Source organism: Bifidobacterium psychraerophilum, from assembly GCF_000741705.1.
Lineage (GTDB): Bacteria > Actinomycetota > Actinomycetes > Actinomycetales > Bifidobacteriaceae > Bombiscardovia > Bombiscardovia psychraerophila.
This window is the reverse complement of sequence record NZ_JGZI01000010.1, coordinates 810,378-831,195: the sequence shown is the minus strand read 5'-3', so window position 1 is coordinate 831,195 and position 20,818 is coordinate 810,378. Positions and strand designations below refer to the sequence as shown.

The following is a 20,818-nucleotide window of genomic DNA, read 5'->3' as shown; positions in this document are numbered from 1 at the left end:
GAACTGGTGACACGGCGCCCCAGGCGTTTCTGGTGGACGGTCCGTACGGACCCGCTTGGGTGCATATCAGCCGGGTATAAACCACCTTCGCCAAACGCCCCTCAATATAAATCACACTTATAGCAAACTGCCCCGAAACGGAATAATCAGAGCGTTGTGTCAGGCAAAGTCGCTTGTTAGGTTGTAACTATCAGTCTGTTAGTTATCGTGGCTGCATTTCTCAATCTTCGATAATGCACGTCATTGTCCACCTGTTGGCAATGGCGGACTACCAATACATTTCGCTGAAATTTCAGGAGGGGAACAGCAATGGGAAGAGATTATTTCACTGCCGGCGGCAGGTGGAGGGCACGCTCGTCAAAGAGTTCGGCAACACTGTTGAAAGCGGTGTCCGCGGTGGCGGTCACGCTTGCCGTCGCCGTCACCACGGCCTGTGGGAGCGCCGGAGGACAGACCGCCTCGGATGGTGATGGCACGCCGACAGCCGGTGGCACACTTCGGGTGGTCGAGGACGTCGATTCCCTCAATTGCGTCGATCCTTTCCAGACCGCATGGACCGCCACGCGATCGGTGGTCAGGAACGTGGCCGAATCACTGGTCGATCAGGATCCCAAAACTGGTGATATCAGTCCCTGGCTCGCGAAGGACTGGAAGATCAGCGACGACGGGAAGACCTATACCTTCAATCTGAAGAGCGGCATAACCTTCTCGGATGGTGAAGCCTTCAACGCCGATGCGGTCGTCACCACCTTTGAAGGTGATCTGGCCACACTCAAGGCGAAACCCGGCACGGTAGGAGGATTCTATGTCGGCAACCTCGAATCGGTCACCAAAGTCGACGACGATACCGTGAAGTTCAACCTGAGCGCCCCGAACGCCTCCTTCCTGCAGGGACTGGCGACCACGACCCTGGCCATCCTTTCCCCGAAATCCTTCGATTACACACCCCAGGAGCGCTGCCAGGGCAAGATCGTAGGCACAGGGCCCTTCACCTTGGAAAAGTACGACGTCAACACCGAGACCATCCTCAGCAAGCGCAAAGGGTACACGTCGCCTTCGCCATTCTCCACCAATGATGGGGATGCGTATCTCGACAAGGTCCAGATCAGTTACATTCCCGAAGCATCGGTGCGCATAGGCAATCTGGTGAGTGGAGCCGCCGATGTGATCTGGACGGATTCCGATTCCCCTCTGGTGCAGAACGATGTCACCCAGATCAAGCAGAGCGGTGGCAGCGTGCAGACACGATCCCTGCCGGGATCGACATACGAGCTGTTCCCCAATGTGCGCAACGGCGGCCCACTTTCGGATAAGAAGGTCAGGGAGGCCTTCAGTCTCGGCATAGACCGCAGCACCTACGCATCCACCATCGTGCGAGATGATTACCCGGTGGTATCGGGAGTGGTCGATACCACAACGCCATCCTTCTCCAAGCAGAGCTCCTCCGTGAAATACGATCCCTCCGAGGCCAAGAAGCTCTTGGATGAGGCGGGTTGGAAAGTGGCGGATGACGGTTACCGTTACAAGGACGGTAAGAAGCTGAGCATCAGTTTCCTCACCACCAGCAAGGATGACGGGGCCGAGCTCATCCAGGATGAGTTGAAGAAGATCGGCATCGACTATCAGATCAATGTGGTGACCAGCGCGCAATACACAAGCCTGAGCAATGCGAATGAGTATGACGTGGTTTCCATCACCTACACACGGGCGGATCCAAGCGCGATCAACACGCTGCTCGACACCAGATACGCGACCTTCAAAGCACTCACGGGCAATACGCAGACCGATGCCGACCGCAAGTACCTCGAAGCGGCATTCGACAAGGGCACGACCCAGACGAATGCGGATGAACGCACGGCCACGTACCAGGACATTCAGAAGTACATCAGCGATAACAGCATTCTGATTCCGGTATTCGAGCGGGTACAGGATGCGGGGATCTCCTCGAAGGTGAAAGGCATACGTTTCACGGCCGAATCCTTCAGTGATTATTCGGGCGCATCACTGGACAAATAAGGAATCTCACGGCGGTTGGGGGCAGCAGATGAGAAAACATGCTTTCGTTTACATGGTGGCGAGAATCGCACAGGCGGTTCTGGTGCTGTGGGCGGCGTACACGGTGACCTATGTCATTCTGAACCTGCTGCCCGCGGATCCCATAGCCTTGATCCTGAAGGCCAAAGGAACCGATGTGAGCTCCGTGACGCCTGCGCAGTTGAGGACATTGAAGCAGTCCTACGGTTTGGACCAAGGGGCATGGCACCAATACGTCACCATGCTGTTCAATGCGCTGAGAGGCGACTTCGGTACTTCGTACACCTATGACGTCCCGGTCATCAAGCTCATCTCATTGCGGGTGGGCAGTACTTTGCTGATCAGCGCGCTTTCCATAGTGGTGGCGATCGTCGCGGCCTTTCTTTTGGCGTTCCTGGCGGCTTACATGCGCCGCCCCTTCCTGAGGAGATTCCTTGCGGCACTCCCCGTACTCGGGGCATCCGTGCCGTCCTTCTGGGTAGGCCTTCTGCTGATGCAGGTTTTCAGTTTCGGACTCGGGTGGCTTCCCTCCATGGGCATGCAGGGATGGAAATCGCTGGTGCTGCCAACCATAACGATGTCGATTCCGACCGGTGCGCTCCTGGCCCAACTGCTCATCGGCGGATTCGAAGAGACCATTCGCAGCCAGTACGTGACGGTCGCCCGTGCCTACGGTCTCGGCAGGGGGAGGATCCTCATCTCGCACGTCACAAAGAACGCGTCGCTGCCCACATTGACCATCCTCGGTCTGATCGTCGGGGAGACGGTTACCGGTGCGATCGTGGCGGAGACGGTCTTCTCCAGGCAGGGTCTGGGGATGCTGATTCAGCAATCCGTGACCAGTCAGGACATTCCGGTCATCCAGGGTGCGGTTGTTCTGGCGGCGGGGGCATTCGTCCTGGTGAATCTGGCCGTGGATGTGATCTACCCGCTGCTTGATCCGCGAATCGTACTGCATTCGAAAGCGAAGGGATAATGGCAATACTGATGTCGACGCAAGAGCATCCTACTGAGCGGCGCGACGCGCCAGCGGCCTACGCGTCACATGCGCAGGCAACTCGGGACCATACGGCCTCGTTCCCCGAGGATACGTCGAGGACCGCGGGTGTGGTTCGTGGCCTTCTACGCATACGAGACTGGGTCGTCAGGCATGTCGGCGCCACAATCGCCTTGATCTTCCTGCTCGGTGTCATCATCGGCGTATGCAGGCCATCCTGGTTCACATCGTACGGGCCGAGCGACACGGCACCCGCCGAGCGCTTGCAGCCTCCCTCCGCCCAACACATATTCGGCACGGATCGGCTCGGACGGGATCTGTTCAGCAGAGTGCTGCATGGCGGCGGCGCGACCATCGGTGCCAGCGTTCTCGCGCTGTCCATAGCGGTCATAGCTGGGCTGCTGATCGGTGTGGTCGCTGGATACTCAGGCGGGGCAACGGATACGGTGCTCATGCGATTCGTCGATGTATGGCTCGCCATACCGGGTCTGCTACTGGCCATCACCATCGTGACGGCCATCGGTTTCGGCACCACGCCGGTGGCGATCGCCATAGGCATAGGAATCACCCCGGCCTTCGTGCGGACCACCAGATCGCAGGTCCTCAGCATCAAAGCAAGCCCGTACATCGAAGCGGCCACAGCCGGAGGGTCGTCATTCTGGAGAATCATCCTCACCCACGTATTGCCCAATTCGCTGGGGCCTGTAAGCGTTATGGCGCTGTTGGATTTCGGAGGCGTGATCATGGGCGTCGCGACATTGAGCTTCCTCGGTTTCGGTGCCAAACCACCGGCGCCTGAATGGGGATCGCTGATCAACGACGGACGGGATTATCTGATGACGGCTCCGTGGATCTCATTGCTGCCGGGGTTGGTTGTGGTGCTCACCGTACTGTCCATCAACATTCTGGGCCGTGCGTTGAAAAAGGAGGCGGCATGAGCGAGCGGTCGACGACAGGGAGGGGGCACACTGTGGTTTCAGGGGAATCCGATCCGCAACAAGAGGGAGACAGTGCCGCGGTGCTGCGCATCAGGAATCTGCAGGTGGATTATCGAACACGTGCGCGAAGCGTCCATGCGGTTCGTGACGCGAGCATCGATGTATACCCATCGCAAGCCATGGCCATTGTCGGTGAGTCCGGTTCCGGGAAGTCGACGATTGTCCACGCGATCCTCGGCATACTCCCCGACAGCACCCGGATCGACGGAGTGATTGAAGTGGGCGGCAGGGACATGATCCGCTCTTCCGAACGCGAACGTCGTGAAATCCGTCGTTCGGATATCGGTTTCATTCCCCAGGATCCTCAGTCGAGTTTGGATCCGACGATGAGGATAGGTGCCCAGCTGGGGCAGATCATCGCATTGAAGGAGGGTCTGGAAGGGCGTCAGAGCATTCATGCGCGTGTTCTGGAACTGCTGCATGAGGCTGGATTCGACGATCCGGAATTACGATCGAGGCAGTATCCACATGAACTGTCAGGGGGACTGAAACAACGTGCCCTGATCGCGGCGGCCATGGCGGGTTCCCCCAAAATCATCGTCGCGGACGAACCCACCAGCGCGCTGGACGTGACCGTGCAGAAGGTGATTCTCGACAGAATAGAGGAATTGGTTCGGCGACGGGGCATAGCGCTGCTGATGGTGACCCACGACCTTGCCGTCGCGGCTGATCGGGTGCAACGCATCGTGGTCATGCATCACGGCCAGGTCGTTGACCAGGGCGATACCGCCGCGATCCTGCAGCACTCGACGAAAGCCTATACGCGTGAGCTCGTGGACTCCGCCCCGGCGTTTGAATTCGACGGTGCGGACCGTCGAGAGGAAGAGCGCGGGGGAAGGGTGTCCGCAGAAGAGAAGCGCCCCCCTGACGGGCGTCCGTCACATACGGCGGATCACGACTCGAACGCCGTCGTATGGAATGACGTCACCAAAACCTTTGGATCATACACGGCATCACGGCATGCCACAGGTGCGCTCACCGCATTGAGGAAGGTGAGTATTGCGGCACCTGCCGGCGAGACCTTGGCGATCGTGGGTGAATCCGGGTCGGGGAAATCCACCCTGCTGAGAATCGCACTGGGGCTGATCCGCCCCTCCTCGGGAACCGCGTCGGTCAACGGCATCGATGTGGTGTCCAGCAACCGCAAGGAGCTCCGCCTGGCTCGCCGGGGCTTCCAACTGGTGCAGCAGAATCCCTACCAATCCCTCGACGGAAGACTGACGATTCGGGATGTCATAGCGGAGCCGCTCAAGGCCTTCCATGTCGGGAACCGTTCGTCACGTGATCGCAGGGTGCGGGAGCTGTTGGACCGTGTCGCCTTGCCCCAGTCATTGCTTGGGGCGAGGGCGTCCGAGCTTTCGGGAGGTCAATGCCAGAGAGTCGCCATCGCGCGTGCCCTGGCGATACGGCCAACAACCGTGTTTCTGGATGAGCCGGTCTCGGCACTGGATGTTTCGGTGCAAGCCCAGGTGATCGATCTGCTGATCGAGCTTCAACGTGATCTGGGCCTGAGCTATGTCTTCGTCTCCCACGACCTTGCCGTCGTCGCTTTGATCGCCCATAACGTCGCGGTACTGCAGCACGGCGAGGTCGTCGAGTCTGGTGAGACGGGGCAGGTGATCTACAACCCGGCTCATCCATATACGCAACGGCTTATAGACAGCATCCCCGGCAGGCGGGTGCATTGAGCCCGTAGCGGTGCCTCATTACATATGTCCTAATACCAACAGCAATTACATATAGGAAGGAACCATCATGACGGATTGGACGAAACTGGATAGGCTGAAGGCGGTATTCGCTGGGGAACATGCGGATCGCCCGCCGGTGAGCGCCTACACCCACGAAATCGCGGCGGAACGCACCGGTGAGGACCTGGCCAAAGCCACGGTCGCGTACCAGCGGAAGTGGGATTGGGATTGGGTGAAACTCAATCCCCGCACCGTCCACTACGCGGAAGCATGGGGCAATAGCTATGACTATGACAATTACCCGGTGCCGGGTTTGCCCATCCCAGCGCAAAGCAAGGCTTCGGTAAGCGATCCGAAGGATCTGTGGAACATCAATGAACTGGATGTGGACAGCAACCCATTCATCCAGGAACAGATCAAGGTCATCCGGGACGTCAAGGCCGGTGCACCGGATACCCCGGTGTTCGCGACCCTGTACTCCCCGGTGAATGTATTGGCCAAAATCGCGGGAATCCCCTCATGGGGCGGCACTGCCTTCGGTGTGCCAGGATCCGCGAATACCCGGACCTTCGCCGACTACATCAACGAGGACAGAGCGGGCGTCCATCACGCCCTGCACGCCATAGCCGAGACCCTGGCCGCCTACGCAGAGGCCCAGAGGAAGGCGGGCGCGGATGGTCTGGTATTCGTCATCGCCACCCTGACCGATCCCTCCTTCTTCAGTGAGGCCGAATTCAATGAGTTCTCCCGCGCCTATGATGCCGTCGCACTCGATGGGGCGAGCGGATCCCTGCGCCTCGTGCATACCTGCGGTGCCTCATCGCACCCCGAGTGGTTCCAAAGCTACCCGCTGGAAGGCATCAACTGGGATCATGAGGATTCAAGCAACAGCAGCATCGGTGCCCCCTTGAGCAAAACCAAAGTGGGCGGTGTGAGTCATCTGCTGCTGGCCCAGGAGCCCGATGAACAGACCCTGCAGAATATCCGTGGCCAGGTCACCAGCGCGCGTGAGGCCACCGATGACATCCTGGTCGTTGCGCCCACATGCTCCGTTTCAAGCGCAGCCTCGGATGAGGCTTTGAGCGCATATAAGCAGGCGGCCGAGGAATAGGCGGGCACCGTCTCGCCGAAGGCGGCGCGGTACGGGTCGTGCGAGGGCGGGTGCATTCGCGGATATGGGAACAGTATAGAAGGAGGTGCGTTATGACGCTGGTTGAGGAGGGAGCGCACGCGCAGGTGCGCGACGGTTATGCGATCCCGATAAGGGAGGCGACGCCGCAAGAGTATCCTCGTGTGGCCGAAGTGCTGGTCGAGTCCTTCACGGCCGCCTTCGACGTGTCGGATATGTATATCGCTGATTTGCGTGATGTCGCAGGGCATGCCAAGGCATTCCGGATCTGGGTCGCACTCGACGACCAGGAGATCGTCGGTGCGGTGCTCACGCCAAAGGATCCTCTGCATATCGAGGAAAGCCTCGAATACGTGGAGCGATGGGAGCGTGATTTCCGCATGTTGGCTGTATCCCCGGCGGCAAGGGGAAAGGGGGTCGGACGGTCCCTGATCGATCATGCGGTGCGCGAGCTCGGAGCCCTGGGAATCAGAAGGGTCGCGATCAATACCGGGCTGCGTATGAAAGCGGCGCGGAAACTCTACGAAAGCTATGGCTTCGTCAGACGTCCCGAGAGGGAGACGATGGTCGTGGACGGCGGATACCGCGTGCTGTCGTACACCTTCGACATCCCGGAGAACCTGCAAGCCGAGGTTCCACGATTCGATGCCATCGAAGCGCAACGCACCGTGTCGCCCCAGCCGGAAGGCCAAGGGTCGATTCCCGGATTTCTCAAGGCTCTGGGACTACGGCTCAAGCAGACGACGATCCTCACCGACTCGGCGTCGCTTGAGGAGGCGCAGCACGATCGTTCCTCATATGAAGAGGAAGAATCGGCGCTTGCCGTGATTCGACCGGAGACGATCGAGGAGGTAAGCACGGCTGTGGCGACAGCCAACGAATACCGGATTCCGGTCTTCGTCCGGGGTGCTGGCACGGGTCTTGCGGGAGGTGCGATCCCCACCCGATCCGGTCTGGTCATCGCCACCAGCTCACTGAATACCTTGTATCCCCTGAACGTCACCGATCGTTCGGTACGTGTGCAAGCCGGGGTCATCACCGCCGAAATCAGCAAGCTGGCGGCTAGTGAGGGATTGTTCTATGCCCCCGATCCTGCAAGTGCGGATATCTCCAGCATCGGGGGGAACATCGCGACGAATGCGGGTGGATTCCATTGCGTCAAGTACGGGGTCACCCGTGACTCTGTGCTCTCCTTGACGGCCGTCCTCGCTGACGGGTCCATCATCACCACCGGGTCTGGGACCGTTAAGGACGTCGCGGGTTTGGATCTCACCTCCTTGCTCACCGGATCCGAAGGCGTCCTGGCCGTCGTGGTCGAGGCGGTGTTGCGTCTTCGCCCATTGCCCGAACAATCCCATGCGCTGATCTGCCTGTTTCCGGATCTTATTGAAGCCGGCCGTGCCGCACAGAGGATTTCATCCGCACGCGTGCAGCCCTCCGTTTTCGAGCTGATGGCCGTTCCTCCCGGCATCGGGCGTAACGCCCGTTTCGCCGACGCCGTGAGAGGCAACTCATGGATGCTCATCATCGAGAGCGATGAAGACACCCCGGTGACCACTTCGCGGATCGAAGAGGCCATACAGCCGTATCGGCACGCCACGATCCACCCTGACGAGGAGGAACTTCGTTGGGTGTTCTCCCTGAGAAAACGGGGCAAACCCTATCCCGAGGACGTGTGGATGGCTGGAGGGGACACTGCCGTGCCTCCCTCGGGACTGGTCGACATGCTGGTGTCATTGGAGGAGATCGCCCACAGGCATGGTCTTGGATACTCCTTGGTCGCGCATGTCGGTGACGGGAATCTGCATACCGCCTTCTTCACCGGCAGACATACGACGGATACCGCATATCCGCGGGCTTTGGAGCAGGCGCGGCGGGAACTCATCGAACGATCATTGGAGCTGGGAGGAACGATCACCGGTGAGCACGGTGTGGGTGTTGATCTGAAGGACTATCTGGGCTCCCAAATCGGCGGCAGGCAACTTGAGCTCCAACGCGCCATCAAAAGAGCCATGGATCCCAATGGGATCCTCAACCCGGGGAAGTGGTTGTGATGAATGCCCGAATCTTGCTGTCACGACGTTTCGCCACGGTGTCGGGTGGTGGTGTATTCGCACAGAAGGAGCATGACGGTGACGGTTCCGCGCCGCAACGCCCGGTTATCGACTACTCCGCCGGTGTTCCGGATCCCACCGTGCTCCCATACCAGAAGGCCTTGCAGGCCGGTGAACGCGTGCTGACCGGACCGGGAGCCTTCGCATCGCTCAACTACTCGGATTTTGCGGGGATTCACCGTCTGCGAGAGCATATCGCCGATCTGCGGCACGTCAGACCTGAGAATGTGGTGGTGACCAACGGCGCCATGCAGGGGATATTCCTGAGTGCGCAGGCGCTTATCGACCCCGGTGACGTCGTCCTTCTGGAGAATCCAGTGTTCCCCGAGGCGGAGCGGATATTCAGACTTGCCGGCGCTCGCATCGAAAGCATCCCGCTTACCGTGAAGGGCCCTGACCTTGATGAGTTGGAACGCCGTCTGGAACAGGGCTCGCGGTACAAGGCCTTCTACACCGTTCCGGATTTTCAGAACCCCACGGGCAGTGTGTCCGATGCCGCTTCCAAGAACCGGCTGCTGGCATTGGCGCATCATTACGGTTTCGCCGTTATCGCGGATAACCCATACAGGGATCTGTGGTTTCAACGTCCCCCCGAGGAATTCCCACAGCAGTACCGCAGTGCCGACCGCGGCGGGCAGCTGTTCGAAATCGGCTCGTTCTCCAAAACCCTGGGTCCTGGATGGCGCGTCGGTTGGATTATCTCCGGAAGTGAGGAGATACAGGCCATCACTTCATTTCGACGCAGCATCGACGGGCATCCTTCAACAATCGCCCAGTACGTCATCAGCGAGCTTTTGGAGGATCACGCGTGGTACGCATCCTTGCTCGACCGGGAACGACGTCTCTACGCGGACAAGGCAGGCGCACTGTATGCGGCGATCGCCAGCGCATTCGACGGCGAAGTCGAGTTGGATGAACCGCAGGGCGGTTATTTCCTGTGGACGCATCTGCCCGACGATATCGATCTGGATGATTCCAGGGTGCGGGATGAATTGGAAATCCGGGGATTGAGATATGTGCCGGGGAATGCCTTCGCCGTCAAGGATTCGCAGGCTCGACCAGGGCGCATATCCGGAGCGTCAAGTCCATCCAACGCCCTTCGATTATCATTCGCCCACGCACCCAGGGAGGAGTTGGTAGAGGGCGTCGGCCGATTGCAGGAAGCAGTCCAATCAATAAGAACGCAGCACCACACGCATATTCCCGTCAGTGAGGAGATCAGGGACAGTGAATGATTCCAATCAAGGATTCGATACCCTTCGTATCCATGCAGGATACAACCCGGACGACCACCAGCACTCGGCCACGGTTCCCATCTATCAGAACGCCGCCTTCACCTTGGGGACGGCAGAGCGGGGCAGATTGGCCGCCCTGGGGAAGGTGCCCGCCTACACCTATTCGAGATTGATGAACCCGACCGTGCGCGCCTTCGAGGAAAGGGTCGCCCGTCTGGACGGCGGCGTCGATGCGGTTGCCGTGGCTTCGGGCATGGCGGCGGTGACCTATGCCGTGCTGTCACTCGCCGAAGGTGCCGGACGGATCGTGTTGCCCCATGACATCTATGGGGCAAGTCTGGATGAGTTCCTGACGCTGTTCCCTAAATACGGCGTTGATTTCGATTTGGTTGACGACATCAATGACACCGACGAGCTTCGTGCCGCGATACGACCCGATACCAAAGCCGTATTCGTCGAGAGCATAACCAATCCCGGCACCCACGTCACGGATGTCGACCGGGTGTCGGCAGTGGCGCATGACGCAGGGGTGCCTTTGATCGTCGATAACACCTTCCCGACGCCATATCTGTTCAGACCCATCGAGCATGGTGCCGATATCGTGCTGTATTCCTCGACGAAAGGTCTCAACGGACACGGCAATGCCATAGGCGGGGTGATCGTCGATGCAGGCAGATTCCCTTGGGACAGTCCGCGATTTCCCCAATTCACCGAAGCCGAATTCACCTTGTACGACGAGGATGAGCGCAGGTCGCGCAGCTTCCACGAGGTGTACGGCGATGCCGCGTACGCCAAACGTCTCAGGGCGAAATACCTGCGTCTTTTCGGCGCCGTTCTTGGACCGCAGGAGGCGTATCTCAGCCTGCTGGGATTGGAAACGATCTCCGAACGCCTTGATAAGGAGGTGCGAAACGCCACTGAGATCGCACGCTATCTCAAGACGAATCCGCATGTCACCCAGCTCTTTTACTCGGGTCTGGAAGGGGATGCGCAGGAAGCGTTGGTCGCACGCGATTTCCCCAAAGGCATCGGCGCCATTCTCGCATTCAACGTCGAAGGAGGGGAGCCCCGGGTGGAGCGGATCATCGATAACACGAAGGTCTTCAGCTATCTGCCGAATGTCGGTGATGTGCGTTCGCTGATCGTCAATCCGATCAGAATCACTCACCGTGAGATCCCTTTTGACCTCAGGGAGAAGGACAACATCGGCGGCAGCACGATACGGCTATCGATCGGGCTTGAGGATGTAAGGGATCTCATCGAAGATCTGGATCAGGCCATTGCCAAGGCATATCTGGATTGACATGACGGATCTTGTGCGGCATCGAGCAATCGCGGAGCAATCAGCCGATGCCGCCGGGCGGGGCCACTAGCGGCGCTGAATCTCGATCAGTCGCACGGTCTGTGGTCTGCATCGCGGTATCCATATGCCGATCCGTGACAGGAAAGCCCCGCTTGCCCTGCTGCCATGGCTGGGCCCCGAGGGGTCCAAGGTCTCCAGAGCGGCCGTCGCCTCTTCGGGGCCGCTCCATTTCAATTCGAAGACACCTTCCGGATCCAGTCCCGGTATGCGCAGCCATACGCCCCGGTTGGAGTCTGATTCCTCGTATTGCACATGCGCGATCAGTGCCGAAGCACCGTCCTTGGCAACCGAGCCATAGGCGATGACCGCGGGGTCGGCCACATCGATGCGTACATGATCGCCACCGTGCAGCACGGGGCGGTGCTCCTTGTACCATGCGATCCATCGGGTGAGTTCCTCAAGATCCTCTTCCGAAGCCTCCCGGAGATTCCACTCGATGCCGAATCCGTAGAATACCGCCGTCGCCGCTCGAAAAGCGAGACTGAAGGTGCGTCCGCTCTGATGCGAGGTCGGAGCCGAGATGTGGGCACCCAAGTATTCCGGTGCGACGTTCTGCACCAGCCACTCCTGGATCCTCTGCCTGCTCAGGGCATCCGTCATATCCGATGACCAGAAGCGCGACACCCGCTCTATGACACCCATATCTATGCGGCCGCCGCCGCTGGCGCATGACTCCCATTCGATGTTCGGGAAGCGTTGATGCAGTTCTTCCAGCAGCCTCCAATAGGCGAGAGTCTGATTATGCACGGCGGGCGAGTATCCGGCTCTTGGGGAGCCACCTTCAAGAAGGTCGCGGTTGTGATCCCATTTGACGTAATCGACCGGATTCTCCTCAAGCACGCGGCTCATATGCTCGAAGACATGTCCGTATGCTTCCGGGTTGCTCAGATCCAGAACGAACTGATGGCGATGCAGCATGGGTTCCCTGCCGGATGCCTTCATGATCCACTCAGGATGCTGGCGATACAGATCCGAGTCGGGGTTCACCATCTCCGGTTCGAACCAAAGACCGAACTGCATCCCATATCCGTGTACGAGATCTATCAACGGCTTCAGACCCTGTGGCCATACCTCGGGATCAACCCACCAGTCACCGAGTCCCGCCAGATCATCACGGCGGGAGTGGAACCATCCGTCGTCAAGCACATAGCGTTCCACGCCGATCTCGGATGCTTTGCGTGCGATGTCCGCCAGCTTGCCGAAATCATGATCGAAATAGACGGCCTCCCACACATTCAGCGTGACCGCCTGCCGTTGTGGATGCAAAGGCAGGCTCCGCTGCCAGTTATGCAGGGATTGGGCCACGCCGTCCAAACCATGATCTGAGGCCGTGACGATGATCCAAGGTGTCTCGTAACGCTCGCCTTGGGCGAGCATCATCTCACCGGGAAGCAGAAGCTCTCCTGCGCTGACGGATGCGAGATCCTCGCTCGAGCGATCCACAGCCAGAACGGCATTGCCGCTCCATGCGGGCTGTACGGCGATCACGTCCCCATCCGCGAAGCCGAAACCCGGTGTTCCGGCAATCAGCATATTGCCTTCGTATCCCGGCTTGCCGCGGCGATGCTCGCGAAGCCAGGTGCCGTCCCCGATGCCATGGCGTTGGGGGATCCGTTCATGCTCGTGGCGTCCGGTGAAGTCGAGGATCTCGGTCTGTCGATCGGAAAGCGGGATGCGGACCTCCAAGGCTTCAAGCTCGTACACGCCTTCCGCGGTGTTCTCAAGGGTGTGACGCAGTCGGAGCGAACCTCCAGGCATGCTTTCGATCTGCGTGTGCAGACTCAGGCCGGCATCGGCATCACTGGCTCTGATGGACATGCTCGTGTCGTCCGCTTCGATGTCGGCATCCAGAATGAAGCGTGGACTCCAGTCCCTCGCCATGCCGCCATCGGAGTCCTGATGATCCCCAGGCATGATGCGGTGCCCGCGGATATTCGGTCTGGAGAGCGAGCCATAGGATTCCTCGTTGAGCAGGCGCGGAAGCCTCAGCGAGGGCGATGCGGAGTTTCGGGACAGTGCCTCGGGGAATATCACCTTCTCGAAGGCACCGGGGGAGGTGACCGCCAGAACCGCCGCGACACTTGGCAACAGGTCGCCGGCCTTGGCTTCGTTGAGGATGATACTGCTTCGGGTCGTTTTGTCTTGGATGTTGGGAAACAACACGGTGGATTTCCTTCTGATAATCGTGTGGTCCAAGCAGAGCAGGGCAGAGGCTCCAGGCACCACACGGCGAGTGCTATGGGATTTACTTTTCGGCGCCTGCCGCGATGCCGGCGATGAAATAGCGTTGCAGGAAGAGGTACACGATCACAATAGGCAGCGCCGCGATGAGCGCCGATGCCGCACCCACGCCGAGGTTGCTGCTCTGCATGGCGAAGAAGGATGCGACGCGTGGCGCGATCAGCTGCTTGCCCGGGTCGCTGATCAGATAGTTCGACAGCGCGTACTCATTCCATACCCCGACGCTCGTCATGATGACCACGGTTGCGGTCACGGGTTTGAGCAGTGGCAGGATCAGTCTGATGAAGATCATGAATCTGCTCGCCCCATCGATCATGCCCGCTTCATCGATGGATTCAGGGACGGCTTTGATGAAGGCGGTGTAGAGGAAAATCGCCAGCGGGAGATTCCCCGCCACGGTCACCAGTACGATGCCCCAACGGGTGTTCACGCCGCCGGTGTTGACCATGAGTGTGTAGAGCGGGACGAGGATGCTCAGCGGCGGGACCATCATCAGGGACATGATTCCTGCCGAAACCAGCTTATTGCCACGTGTCTTCCGCCTCGCAAGCGGATATGCGGCAGCTGCTCCGCAGATGCAGACCAGAACCGTCGAGCACACGGTCACTATGACGCTGTTGCCCACGGCGGTGAGTATGCCGCCCTGGGTGATCGCCGTGGTGAAGTTGTCCCAGGCTATGTCGTGCAGGCGGGGGACCAAGGTCGAAGACATGTCGGTTGAGGGTTTGCTTGCCGCGCTCAATGCCAGCCAGAAGGGCAGCAGCTGTGCCACGATCATGGCTCCGAGGAAGAGATAGGCCAGTGCGTGCCCTATGCGGCGACCGCCTTTGCCGTTCCCCTTCCCGGTGGTATCGGTGCTCCTGGACGCTGCTTCCGCATGTCGTATTGCAGATGTCATGTCAGGACTCCCATCCGAGACGATCAAGGCCTTTGTTCAGCAAAGTGGTGGCAATCGCGATGATGACGAACAGCACGACGCCCATCGCCGAGGCGTATCCGGCATTCTGGTTGCTGAAATACGTCAATCCGATGTATGTGGAAACCGAGTTGGTGGAGTATCCCGGCCCACCGCCCGTGAGCACCTGGATCACGTCGAAGAGTTTGAGGCCTCCGATGAGATTCAGCACCACACTGGTCGAGAAGGCGGGCATCAGCAAGGGCAGGGTGATGTTCCTGAATTTCTTCCAGCCGTGGGCGCCATCCAGATCGGCGGCTTCGATAACCGAATGATCCATACCCTGCAGTCCTGCGAGGTAGATGATCATCGATGTGCCCACGTATTGCAGTGAATTGATGATGACGATAATCGCCACGGAAACGGCGGGCTTGTCGAACCAGACCACGCGCGGCAGGCCGAGGCTCACCATCAAGGTGTTCAATGCACCCTGCTGGTACTGGAACACGAAGTAATACATGGTGCCCATAATGACCGCTGAAACCAGTGCGGGAAGATAGATGATGGCCCGCATGATGTTGCGGCCTTTGATCCGGCTGTTGAGCAGCAGGGCCAGGCCGAGTCCTATCACCTGCTGGATCGCGGTGCTGCCCACACCGTAGATCAGCGTGTTCACCAGAACGGTGCCGAAATTATGGTCTTTGAACATCGTGAGATAGTTGCTCAGGCCCACGAAGGCCTTGGTGGGCGAGTACCCATCCCAGTTGGTGAATGAGAGCTGGATGCCGGACAGCAGCGGCCACACCGTGAATACGATGAGAATCAGGATTGCCGGCAGATAGAAGAGGTTGATACCCGCTCCGCGGAGGGGCCGCCGCCCTGTGTTGAGGGCGGCGGGGTTGTGCTTGTTGGTCATCTCTATGTCTTCCCCGTTATACGTTGTTGGCACCGGACGGGATCAGTCCTGCCCGTACAGGCTCTCGAATGAGGTCTTCATCTGTGATGCGGCGTTGCCTGGATTGCTTTGTCCCGTGAGGAGACCATCCGTGGTGGTGCACAGGGTGTTCCACATGCCATTCGGCAGATATACCCGGTCGAAGATCGGATAGGTCTGGGTCTTCTTTTCGTCCACCCAATAGTCGTAGGTGTCCTTCAACTGTCCGATATTCGCCTCGACGCCCGAGATGGCCGGTGCGTTGCCCGTCGTGTCGGAAAGCCCCTTCATATTCGCGGGTTCCGCCATGAAATCGATGAGTTTGAGTGCGATCTCTTTGTTCTTGCCGGTTTTCGAAGCGCCGATCGCGTAATCTTCGCCGGTCACCAGGTACGGGTCGCCGACAGCCGAAGGCAGTGGCATCAGGCCGAGTTTGGTATCGGCGTTGTAGGACTGCACGCTTTGGGCGAAGCTATTCGGTTGAATGACGAATCCGACCTTGTCGGTCGCGGCGAGTTTGGCCACATCGTCTGCCGTGGCGGATGTGTAGTCGACGTTGAAGTACTTGTTGCGTGCCCATTGGTAGATCGGGGTGACCGCTTTCTCATACGAGGCCTCATCGAAGCTGCCGCTTTTGAGCTTCTTGAGCTGTGCCTCGGTGTACATACCGGAGGCGGTGTAGTCGGCGATGTTGCCGACGGTCCAGTTGTCTTTTCCTGATGCCGCGATGCAGTTGGCTCCGGTGGCGACGATCTTCTTGCATGCCGCGTCGAATTCATCCCAGGTGGAGATGGCCGTGGGATCCACGCCCGCTTTGTCGAGCACCGTCGTGTTGTAGATGATGCCGGTGACCGCAACGTCAAGCGGCAAGGCGTAGAAGGACTTGTCCGACTTGCGGATTGCCGTGTCGATGACACTGCTCATATCCTTCGCCCATGAACGGTTCTGCAGTGGCTCGAGGAAATCGGCGTAACGATCGCGGCTCCATCCATGGGTGTTCCACAGGTCGGGTGCGTTCTTCCCCGCGAGGCGTACCTTCAGATCCGATTCATAGGAGCTGGTTCCCGGAACCAGGGTGACCTTGACGGTCGGGTTCTCCTTCTCGAAGGCATCCACCACCTTCGTCATCGCTTTGAGTTGCGTTGAGCCGGTCGCCATACCGGTCATGAACTCCAATTCGACGTCGCCGGCCGAGCTGCCGCCACCAGAGCATGCGGCCAGACCGAACAACATTGATGCGCAGCATGCGGCGCCGATAACTTTCACTACCTTATTCATCTGTGCTCCTTTGCGAAGATGTTTCGGGGCCCTTTCCCCTGACGTGTGAAGGTATGGACTCCAGACGGTAATGTGCAGTTTACGCGAGTAACTAAAAACTTGCAAATTTGATTTTTAGGCCTCTATAAGCTTGGAATTTCAGCATTCTTACACATCAGGTGTTCGTTTTCCCGAAAGTTATGCGTAAAAGTAAAGCCCGGGCATATATCCTTGTAGCGTTACAGGATTGCTGAAGGGTCGGTGACGATGGATGCTGTGGATGGTGGCGCGAAGGGCGCCGCAAGAGGCGGGCGCGTCACGCGTGAGGAAGTCGCCCGCCTGGCGGATGTCTCAACCGCTTCAGTGAGCTATGTGCTCAACAATGTGCCGAACAAGGTTTCCGAGGCCACCGCGCAGCGCATTTTCGATGCCGTCGAGAAGCTCAATTACCGGCCCAGCTCACTTGGACGTGCCCTGAAACGTGGCTCGCCCAGGATGCTGGGAATCATCATCCCGGATTTCTCGAATACCTATTTCGCATCGATGTCGGATGCCCTGGAAACCGAGGCCTCTCGTGAAGGGTATTCCACGATCTTCCTCTGTTCGCATGGCGACCCGGAAAAGGAGAAGGAGTGCATCGCCAAGCTGGCCTCCCGTGACGTCGATGCGATACTGGCGTCATTCGCGTTGAACGCCATCGACCTGGCGACCATCAGGAAGCCGACGGTCAGATTCGTGTTCCTGGACCACCCCGACCGCGTACCGGGTTTCAAAGCGGTCGGTTCCGACTTCAGGGCGGCTTCACGGATGGCCACCACCCATCTGATCGAACATGGGCATCGTCGCATCGCGATGCTGTTCGGCGGGGATCCTTCGGAATACAACGATGCGCGCATCCAAGGGTGGGCGCAGGCGCATCAGGAGGCCGGGCTCGCGACGGGGCGTATATACCACACGGGATTCACGCGCAGCGGCGGCTACGAGCAGACCCTCAGGATTCTGGACATGCCGGAGACGGAACGTCCCACAGCCCTTTTCGCCGGGTCTGATCTGGAGGCCGTGGGTGCACTGAGGGCTTTGCACGAACGGGGTCTGAGGCTGCCGGAGGATATGGCGTTGGTCTCATTCGACGGCACCGTGGATACCTTGTATTCGTGGCCCCAGATCACATCGATTCAGCAGGATCCGGAGATGATCGCGAAGCTTGCCGTCGCGGCGGCGCTGCATCCCGATGAGTGTGACGACACCCAGATAGCTCCCTTCGATTTTGTGATTCGACAGTCCTGCGGGTGCCACCCGCACGCCTCCTGACCTGCCCGGTGCCGCCTGCCCGTGAGTGGCAGGATGCTGCGGCTTTGGGGAGCTGTGAGGCCTGAGTCCTGGCGCGCTTGTCCCGGAATCACCCTGGACAAGGGGCGCCATGCCTCTTACTATATTCATATGTTTGAAGATACGCATATATATGATTACGGCGCTGAGAACGCTTATGTCGAACTCGCCGCCAATGTGTTCTCATTGTTGTCTGACCCGACCCGGCTGCGGATCATCCTCACCCTGAAGGAGGGTGAGCAGCCTGTTGGAATGATCGCGGAGAAGCTGGGAAGAAAGCCGACGATCATATCGCAGCATCTCGCGAAAATGCGTTGGGGAAAGCTCGTGCGAACCAGGCAGGAAGGCACCCGTATCTTCTACAGTCTCAGCGATGAACATGTCAGTGCCTTGGTGGATCAGGCGATTTTCCAGTCGGAGCATATCGTCGATGCCGAGCCCGCCCATCACGCGACGGTGCCGAAGGGACAAGGTCAGGAAGGCCCTGGTCGTACGACGAGGTATGACGAAGAGCTGCTGCAGGAGGAGAGGGTGCGGCATGATTGAGTCATATCGCAGCAGTGTGCCGGACGAAGGTGATGGTGCAGCGTCACAGGATGCCGGTCCCATCATGGGCATCCGTCCGCTGCTGAAGCGTATTGATCGTGGTGATCTGACCAGGGTGCTGATCTGTCTGATCCTCACCGCGATTGTGGGATCGGTCGAGCTCTTCCTCCCTGATGCCGTATGGAGATTGCAGCTGGTCATCGCCGTCACCGTGATCGGCTTGGTCTACGGTTGCTGGCCCATCATCAAGGAATCCTGGAATGACATCAGAGCCAGGAAGATGAGTATGGATCTGTCGATGTTGATCGCGATCGCCGCGGCGGCCTTGATAGGGCAGTGGCTCACCTCGCTGGTGATCGTGGTTTTCGTGCTGCTGGCCGAGATCCTCGAGGATCTGTGCATGGACCAGGGCAGGGATGCCATGTCCGATCTGATGGCCTTTCTGCCTCGTCGGATTCGCGTGCGCAGCGGTGAGTCCGATGTCATCGAGATGCCCTTGTCACAGGTCAAGGTCGGGCAGATCGTGATGGTATCCCCGGGCGGGCGCATACCGGTTGACGGTGAGGTGCTTGCCGGATCCTCGACCGTCGATGAATCACGGATAACAGGGGAGTCCATGCCTGTTGTGCTCAGCGTGGGCAGCAGGGTCTATTCGGGCTCCGTGAATCAGGATGGGGCACTGGAGATCAAGGTGTCCCGTGTCGGTGAGGATTCTTCGTACGGACGTATCCTCAGCGCATTGAAGGATGCTCAGTCCTCGGCGGCACCGGTGCAGCGTCTTGCGGATAAGCTGGCTACCGCTCTGGTGGTGATCGCAATCGCGGGCGCGGTGCTCACCTGGTTGCTGACCTATGATCTGCGCAGTGCGATTTCGGTGATCATCGTCGCGGGAGCCTGCGGCGTGGCGGCTGGTACACCCCTCGCGATGCTTGCATCAATGGCCAGGGTGGCCGGGGCGGGTGCATTCGTCAAGGACGGTGTCCATATGGAGTCCCTGTCACGGGTGGACACAGTTATTTTCGATAAGACGGGAACCCTGACGCGCGGCATGCCTGAGGTGACCCGGATCCTGCCCGTTGAGGGTGTGGATGAGACGACCTTGCTGGGTGTGGCTGCATCGGCGGAAAGATATTCCGAGCATCCACTGGGTAAGGCCATCGTGGAGTATGCGCTGGCCCAAGGGGTAGGCACGGTGGAGGCAGAGGGTTTCGAGAGCGAGGCCGGACGCGGGGTGCATTGCGTCATCAACGGACATATGATACGGGTCGGCACCGTTGCCTTCATGCCGGAAGATGCCCGTGGAGACATCACCGGCGATGTTGGCGCAGATGCGCCTGTGCGACCTCTGGACCTTTCGGATGCCGGAACTTCCTTCATGAATGAACAGGCCGCGGTTCAGACCACGGTTCATATAGCGCAGGATGGTCGGTATCTGGGGTGCATACTGCTTGCAGACGCCCCTCGTGACAGCGCCGCCCGATGTGTCGACGAACTGCACCGGCAGGGCATGCGGGTGGTCATGCTCACGGGAGACCGAGACGAGGTTGCCCGGAGGGTCGCCCGGCAACTCGGTATCGATGATGTCCATGCACAGTTGCTGCCTGACGGCAAGTCCAGAGCGCTTCAGGCCGAAAGGCAGGCGGGCCATCGCATCGTCATGGTGGGCGACGGAGTCAATGACGCACCGGTGCTGGCGCTTGCGGATGTGGGCATCGCGATGGGCAGTGGCACGGATATCGCACGGGAGAGCGCCGATGTGGTGCTCATCAGCTCGGATCTCAACGATGTCGCCAAACTGCTGCATACCGCCAGACGCGCTCGTCGCATCATCATGTTCAACTTCGCGGGCACCATTCTGGTGGACGGCATCGGCATGCTGCTCGCGGCCTTCGGCATCCTGACGCCCCTGCTTTCGGCGATTGTGCACGTAGGCAGCGAATCCGCCTTCATCCTCAACTCGGCCCGTCTCATCCCACGCCGTGGATATCGGAATCATCGCGGATAAGCGCGGCGGAGCTGCTGCAGCAGCGCCATGGGTCAGGCGGGTGGCTCCATAAC

Annotated in this window: 15 protein-coding genes; 11 read left to right on the top strand and 4 right to left on the bottom strand. The window is 59.3% G+C overall.

Annotation, left to right across the window (positions count from 1 at the left end):
* Positions 1-309 precede the first annotated feature (309 nt).
* From BPSY_RS10565 to BPSY_RS10530, 8 genes are all read left to right on the top strand, one after another.
* Entirely contained in the window at positions 310-2,016 is a 1,707-nt protein-coding gene (locus BPSY_RS10565) for an ABC transporter substrate-binding protein (RefSeq protein WP_051921937.1), read from the top strand.
* A 28-nt stretch (positions 2,017-2,044) separates the two neighbouring features.
* Positions 2,045-3,010: an ABC transporter permease gene (locus BPSY_RS10560; RefSeq protein WP_033497106.1), complete on the top strand. Its 966-nt coding sequence runs from the start codon at positions 2,045-2,047 to the stop codon at positions 3,008-3,010.
* Entirely contained in the window at positions 3,010-3,969 is a 960-nt protein-coding gene (locus BPSY_RS10555; protein ID WP_100841053.1) for an ABC transporter permease, read from the top strand. The genes BPSY_RS10560 and BPSY_RS10555 overlap by 1 nt, the downstream gene beginning before the upstream one ends.
* Entirely contained in the window at positions 3,966-5,717 is a 1,752-nt protein-coding gene (locus BPSY_RS10550) for an ATP-binding cassette domain-containing protein (protein WP_033497108.1), read from the top strand. Before BPSY_RS10555 ends, BPSY_RS10550 begins: the two co-directional genes overlap by 4 nt.
* A 67-nt stretch (positions 5,718-5,784) precedes the next feature.
* On the top strand, positions 5,785-6,828 hold the full coding sequence (locus BPSY_RS10545) for a uroporphyrinogen decarboxylase family protein (protein WP_051921935.1): 1,044 nt from the start codon (positions 5,785-5,787) through the stop codon (positions 6,826-6,828).
* 92 nt (positions 6,829-6,920) lie between these two features.
* A complete protein-coding gene (locus BPSY_RS11245) occupies positions 6,921-8,900 on the top strand; it encodes a GNAT family N-acetyltransferase (RefSeq protein WP_051921934.1) in 1,980 nt (659 codons plus the stop codon).
* Positions 8,900-10,195 carry an aminotransferase-like domain-containing protein gene (locus BPSY_RS10535; protein WP_033497110.1) on the top strand — a complete coding sequence of 432 codons (1,296 nt, stop codon included), beginning with the start codon at positions 8,900-8,902 and terminating at the stop codon, positions 10,193-10,195. The genes BPSY_RS11245 and BPSY_RS10535 overlap by 1 nt, the downstream gene beginning before the upstream one ends.
* Entirely contained in the window at positions 10,188-11,498 is a 1,311-nt protein-coding gene (locus BPSY_RS10530) for an O-acetylhomoserine aminocarboxypropyltransferase/cysteine synthase family protein (RefSeq protein ID WP_033497112.1), read from the top strand. Before BPSY_RS10535 ends, BPSY_RS10530 begins: the two co-directional genes overlap by 8 nt.
* A 66-nt stretch (positions 11,499-11,564) precedes the next feature.
* Here the strand turns inward: BPSY_RS10530 and BPSY_RS10525 are convergent, their stop codons facing one another.
* From BPSY_RS10525 to BPSY_RS10510, 4 genes are all read right to left on the bottom strand, one after another.
* Complete coding sequence (locus BPSY_RS10525) at positions 11,565-13,721, bottom strand: alpha-galactosidase (protein ID WP_033497114.1); 2,157 nt, start codon at positions 13,719-13,721, stop codon at positions 11,565-11,567.
* An 82-nt stretch (positions 13,722-13,803) separates the two neighbouring features.
* The gene (locus BPSY_RS10520; protein ID WP_081884416.1) at positions 13,804-14,697 is read right to left on the bottom strand and encodes a carbohydrate ABC transporter permease; all 894 of its coding nucleotides are present in this window, start codon (positions 14,695-14,697) and stop codon (positions 13,804-13,806) included.
* Between the two features lies 1 nt (position 14,698).
* Positions 14,699-15,610: a carbohydrate ABC transporter permease gene (locus BPSY_RS10515; protein WP_051921933.1), complete on the bottom strand. Its 912-nt coding sequence runs from the start codon at positions 15,608-15,610 to the stop codon at positions 14,699-14,701.
* Positions 15,611-15,652: 42 nt separating this feature from the next.
* Positions 15,653-16,906, bottom strand: coding sequence for an ABC transporter substrate-binding protein (locus BPSY_RS10510; RefSeq protein ID WP_033497116.1), 1,254 nt, complete (start codon positions 16,904-16,906; stop codon positions 15,653-15,655).
* 246 nt (positions 16,907-17,152) lie between these two features.
* On the opposite strand from BPSY_RS10510, the gene BPSY_RS10505 reads away from it, so the two are divergent.
* The 3 genes from BPSY_RS10505 to BPSY_RS10495 all read left to right on the top strand — a co-directional run bounded on the left by BPSY_RS10505 (position 17,153) and on the right by BPSY_RS10495 (position 20,765).
* Entirely contained in the window at positions 17,153-18,196 is a 1,044-nt protein-coding gene (locus tag BPSY_RS10505; RefSeq protein WP_033497118.1) for a LacI family DNA-binding transcriptional regulator, read from the top strand.
* A 129-nt stretch (positions 18,197-18,325) separates the two neighbouring features.
* Entirely contained in the window at positions 18,326-18,760 is a 435-nt protein-coding gene (locus BPSY_RS10500; RefSeq protein ID WP_051921932.1) for an ArsR/SmtB family transcription factor, read from the top strand.
* Complete coding sequence (locus tag BPSY_RS10495; RefSeq protein WP_202961813.1) at positions 18,753-20,765, top strand: heavy metal translocating P-type ATPase; 2,013 nt, start codon at positions 18,753-18,755, stop codon at positions 20,763-20,765. The genes BPSY_RS10500 and BPSY_RS10495 overlap by 8 nt, the downstream gene beginning before the upstream one ends.
* The last annotated feature ends 53 nt before the right edge of the window (positions 20,766-20,818 follow it).

Bases quoted from the DNA above. Each gene is read 5' to 3' on its own strand.
- BPSY_RS10565 (WP_051921937.1), top strand. From the start codon at position 310: ATGGGAAGAGATTATTTCACTGCCGGCGGCAGGTGGAGGGCACGCTCG.
- BPSY_RS10560 (WP_033497106.1), top strand. From the start codon at position 2,045: ATGAGAAAACATGCTTTCGTTTACATGGTGGCGAGAATCGCACAGGCG.
- BPSY_RS10555 (WP_100841053.1), top strand. From the start codon at position 3,010: ATGGCAATACTGATGTCGACGCAAGAGCATCCTACTGAGCGGCGCGAC.
- BPSY_RS10550 (WP_033497108.1), top strand. From the start codon at position 3,966: ATGAGCGAGCGGTCGACGACAGGGAGGGGGCACACTGTGGTTTCAGGG.
- BPSY_RS10545 (WP_051921935.1), top strand. From the start codon at position 5,785: ATGACGGATTGGACGAAACTGGATAGGCTGAAGGCGGTATTCGCTGGG.
- BPSY_RS11245 (WP_051921934.1), top strand. From the start codon at position 6,921: ATGACGCTGGTTGAGGAGGGAGCGCACGCGCAGGTGCGCGACGGTTAT.
- BPSY_RS10535 (WP_033497110.1), top strand. From the start codon at position 8,900: ATGAATGCCCGAATCTTGCTGTCACGACGTTTCGCCACGGTGTCGGGT.
- BPSY_RS10520 (WP_081884416.1), bottom strand. From the start codon at position 14,697: ATGACATCTGCAATACGACATGCGGAAGCAGCGTCCAGGAGCACCGAT.
- BPSY_RS10515 (WP_051921933.1), bottom strand. From the start codon at position 15,610: ATGACCAACAAGCACAACCCCGCCGCCCTCAACACAGGGCGGCGGCCC.
- BPSY_RS10510 (WP_033497116.1), bottom strand. From the start codon at position 16,906: ATGAATAAGGTAGTGAAAGTTATCGGCGCCGCATGCTGCGCATCAATG.
- BPSY_RS10505 (WP_033497118.1), top strand. From the start codon at position 17,153: ATGGATGCTGTGGATGGTGGCGCGAAGGGCGCCGCAAGAGGCGGGCGC.
- BPSY_RS10500 (WP_051921932.1), top strand. From the start codon at position 18,326: ATGTTTGAAGATACGCATATATATGATTACGGCGCTGAGAACGCTTAT.
- BPSY_RS10495 (WP_202961813.1), top strand. From the start codon at position 18,753: ATGATTGAGTCATATCGCAGCAGTGTGCCGGACGAAGGTGATGGTGCA.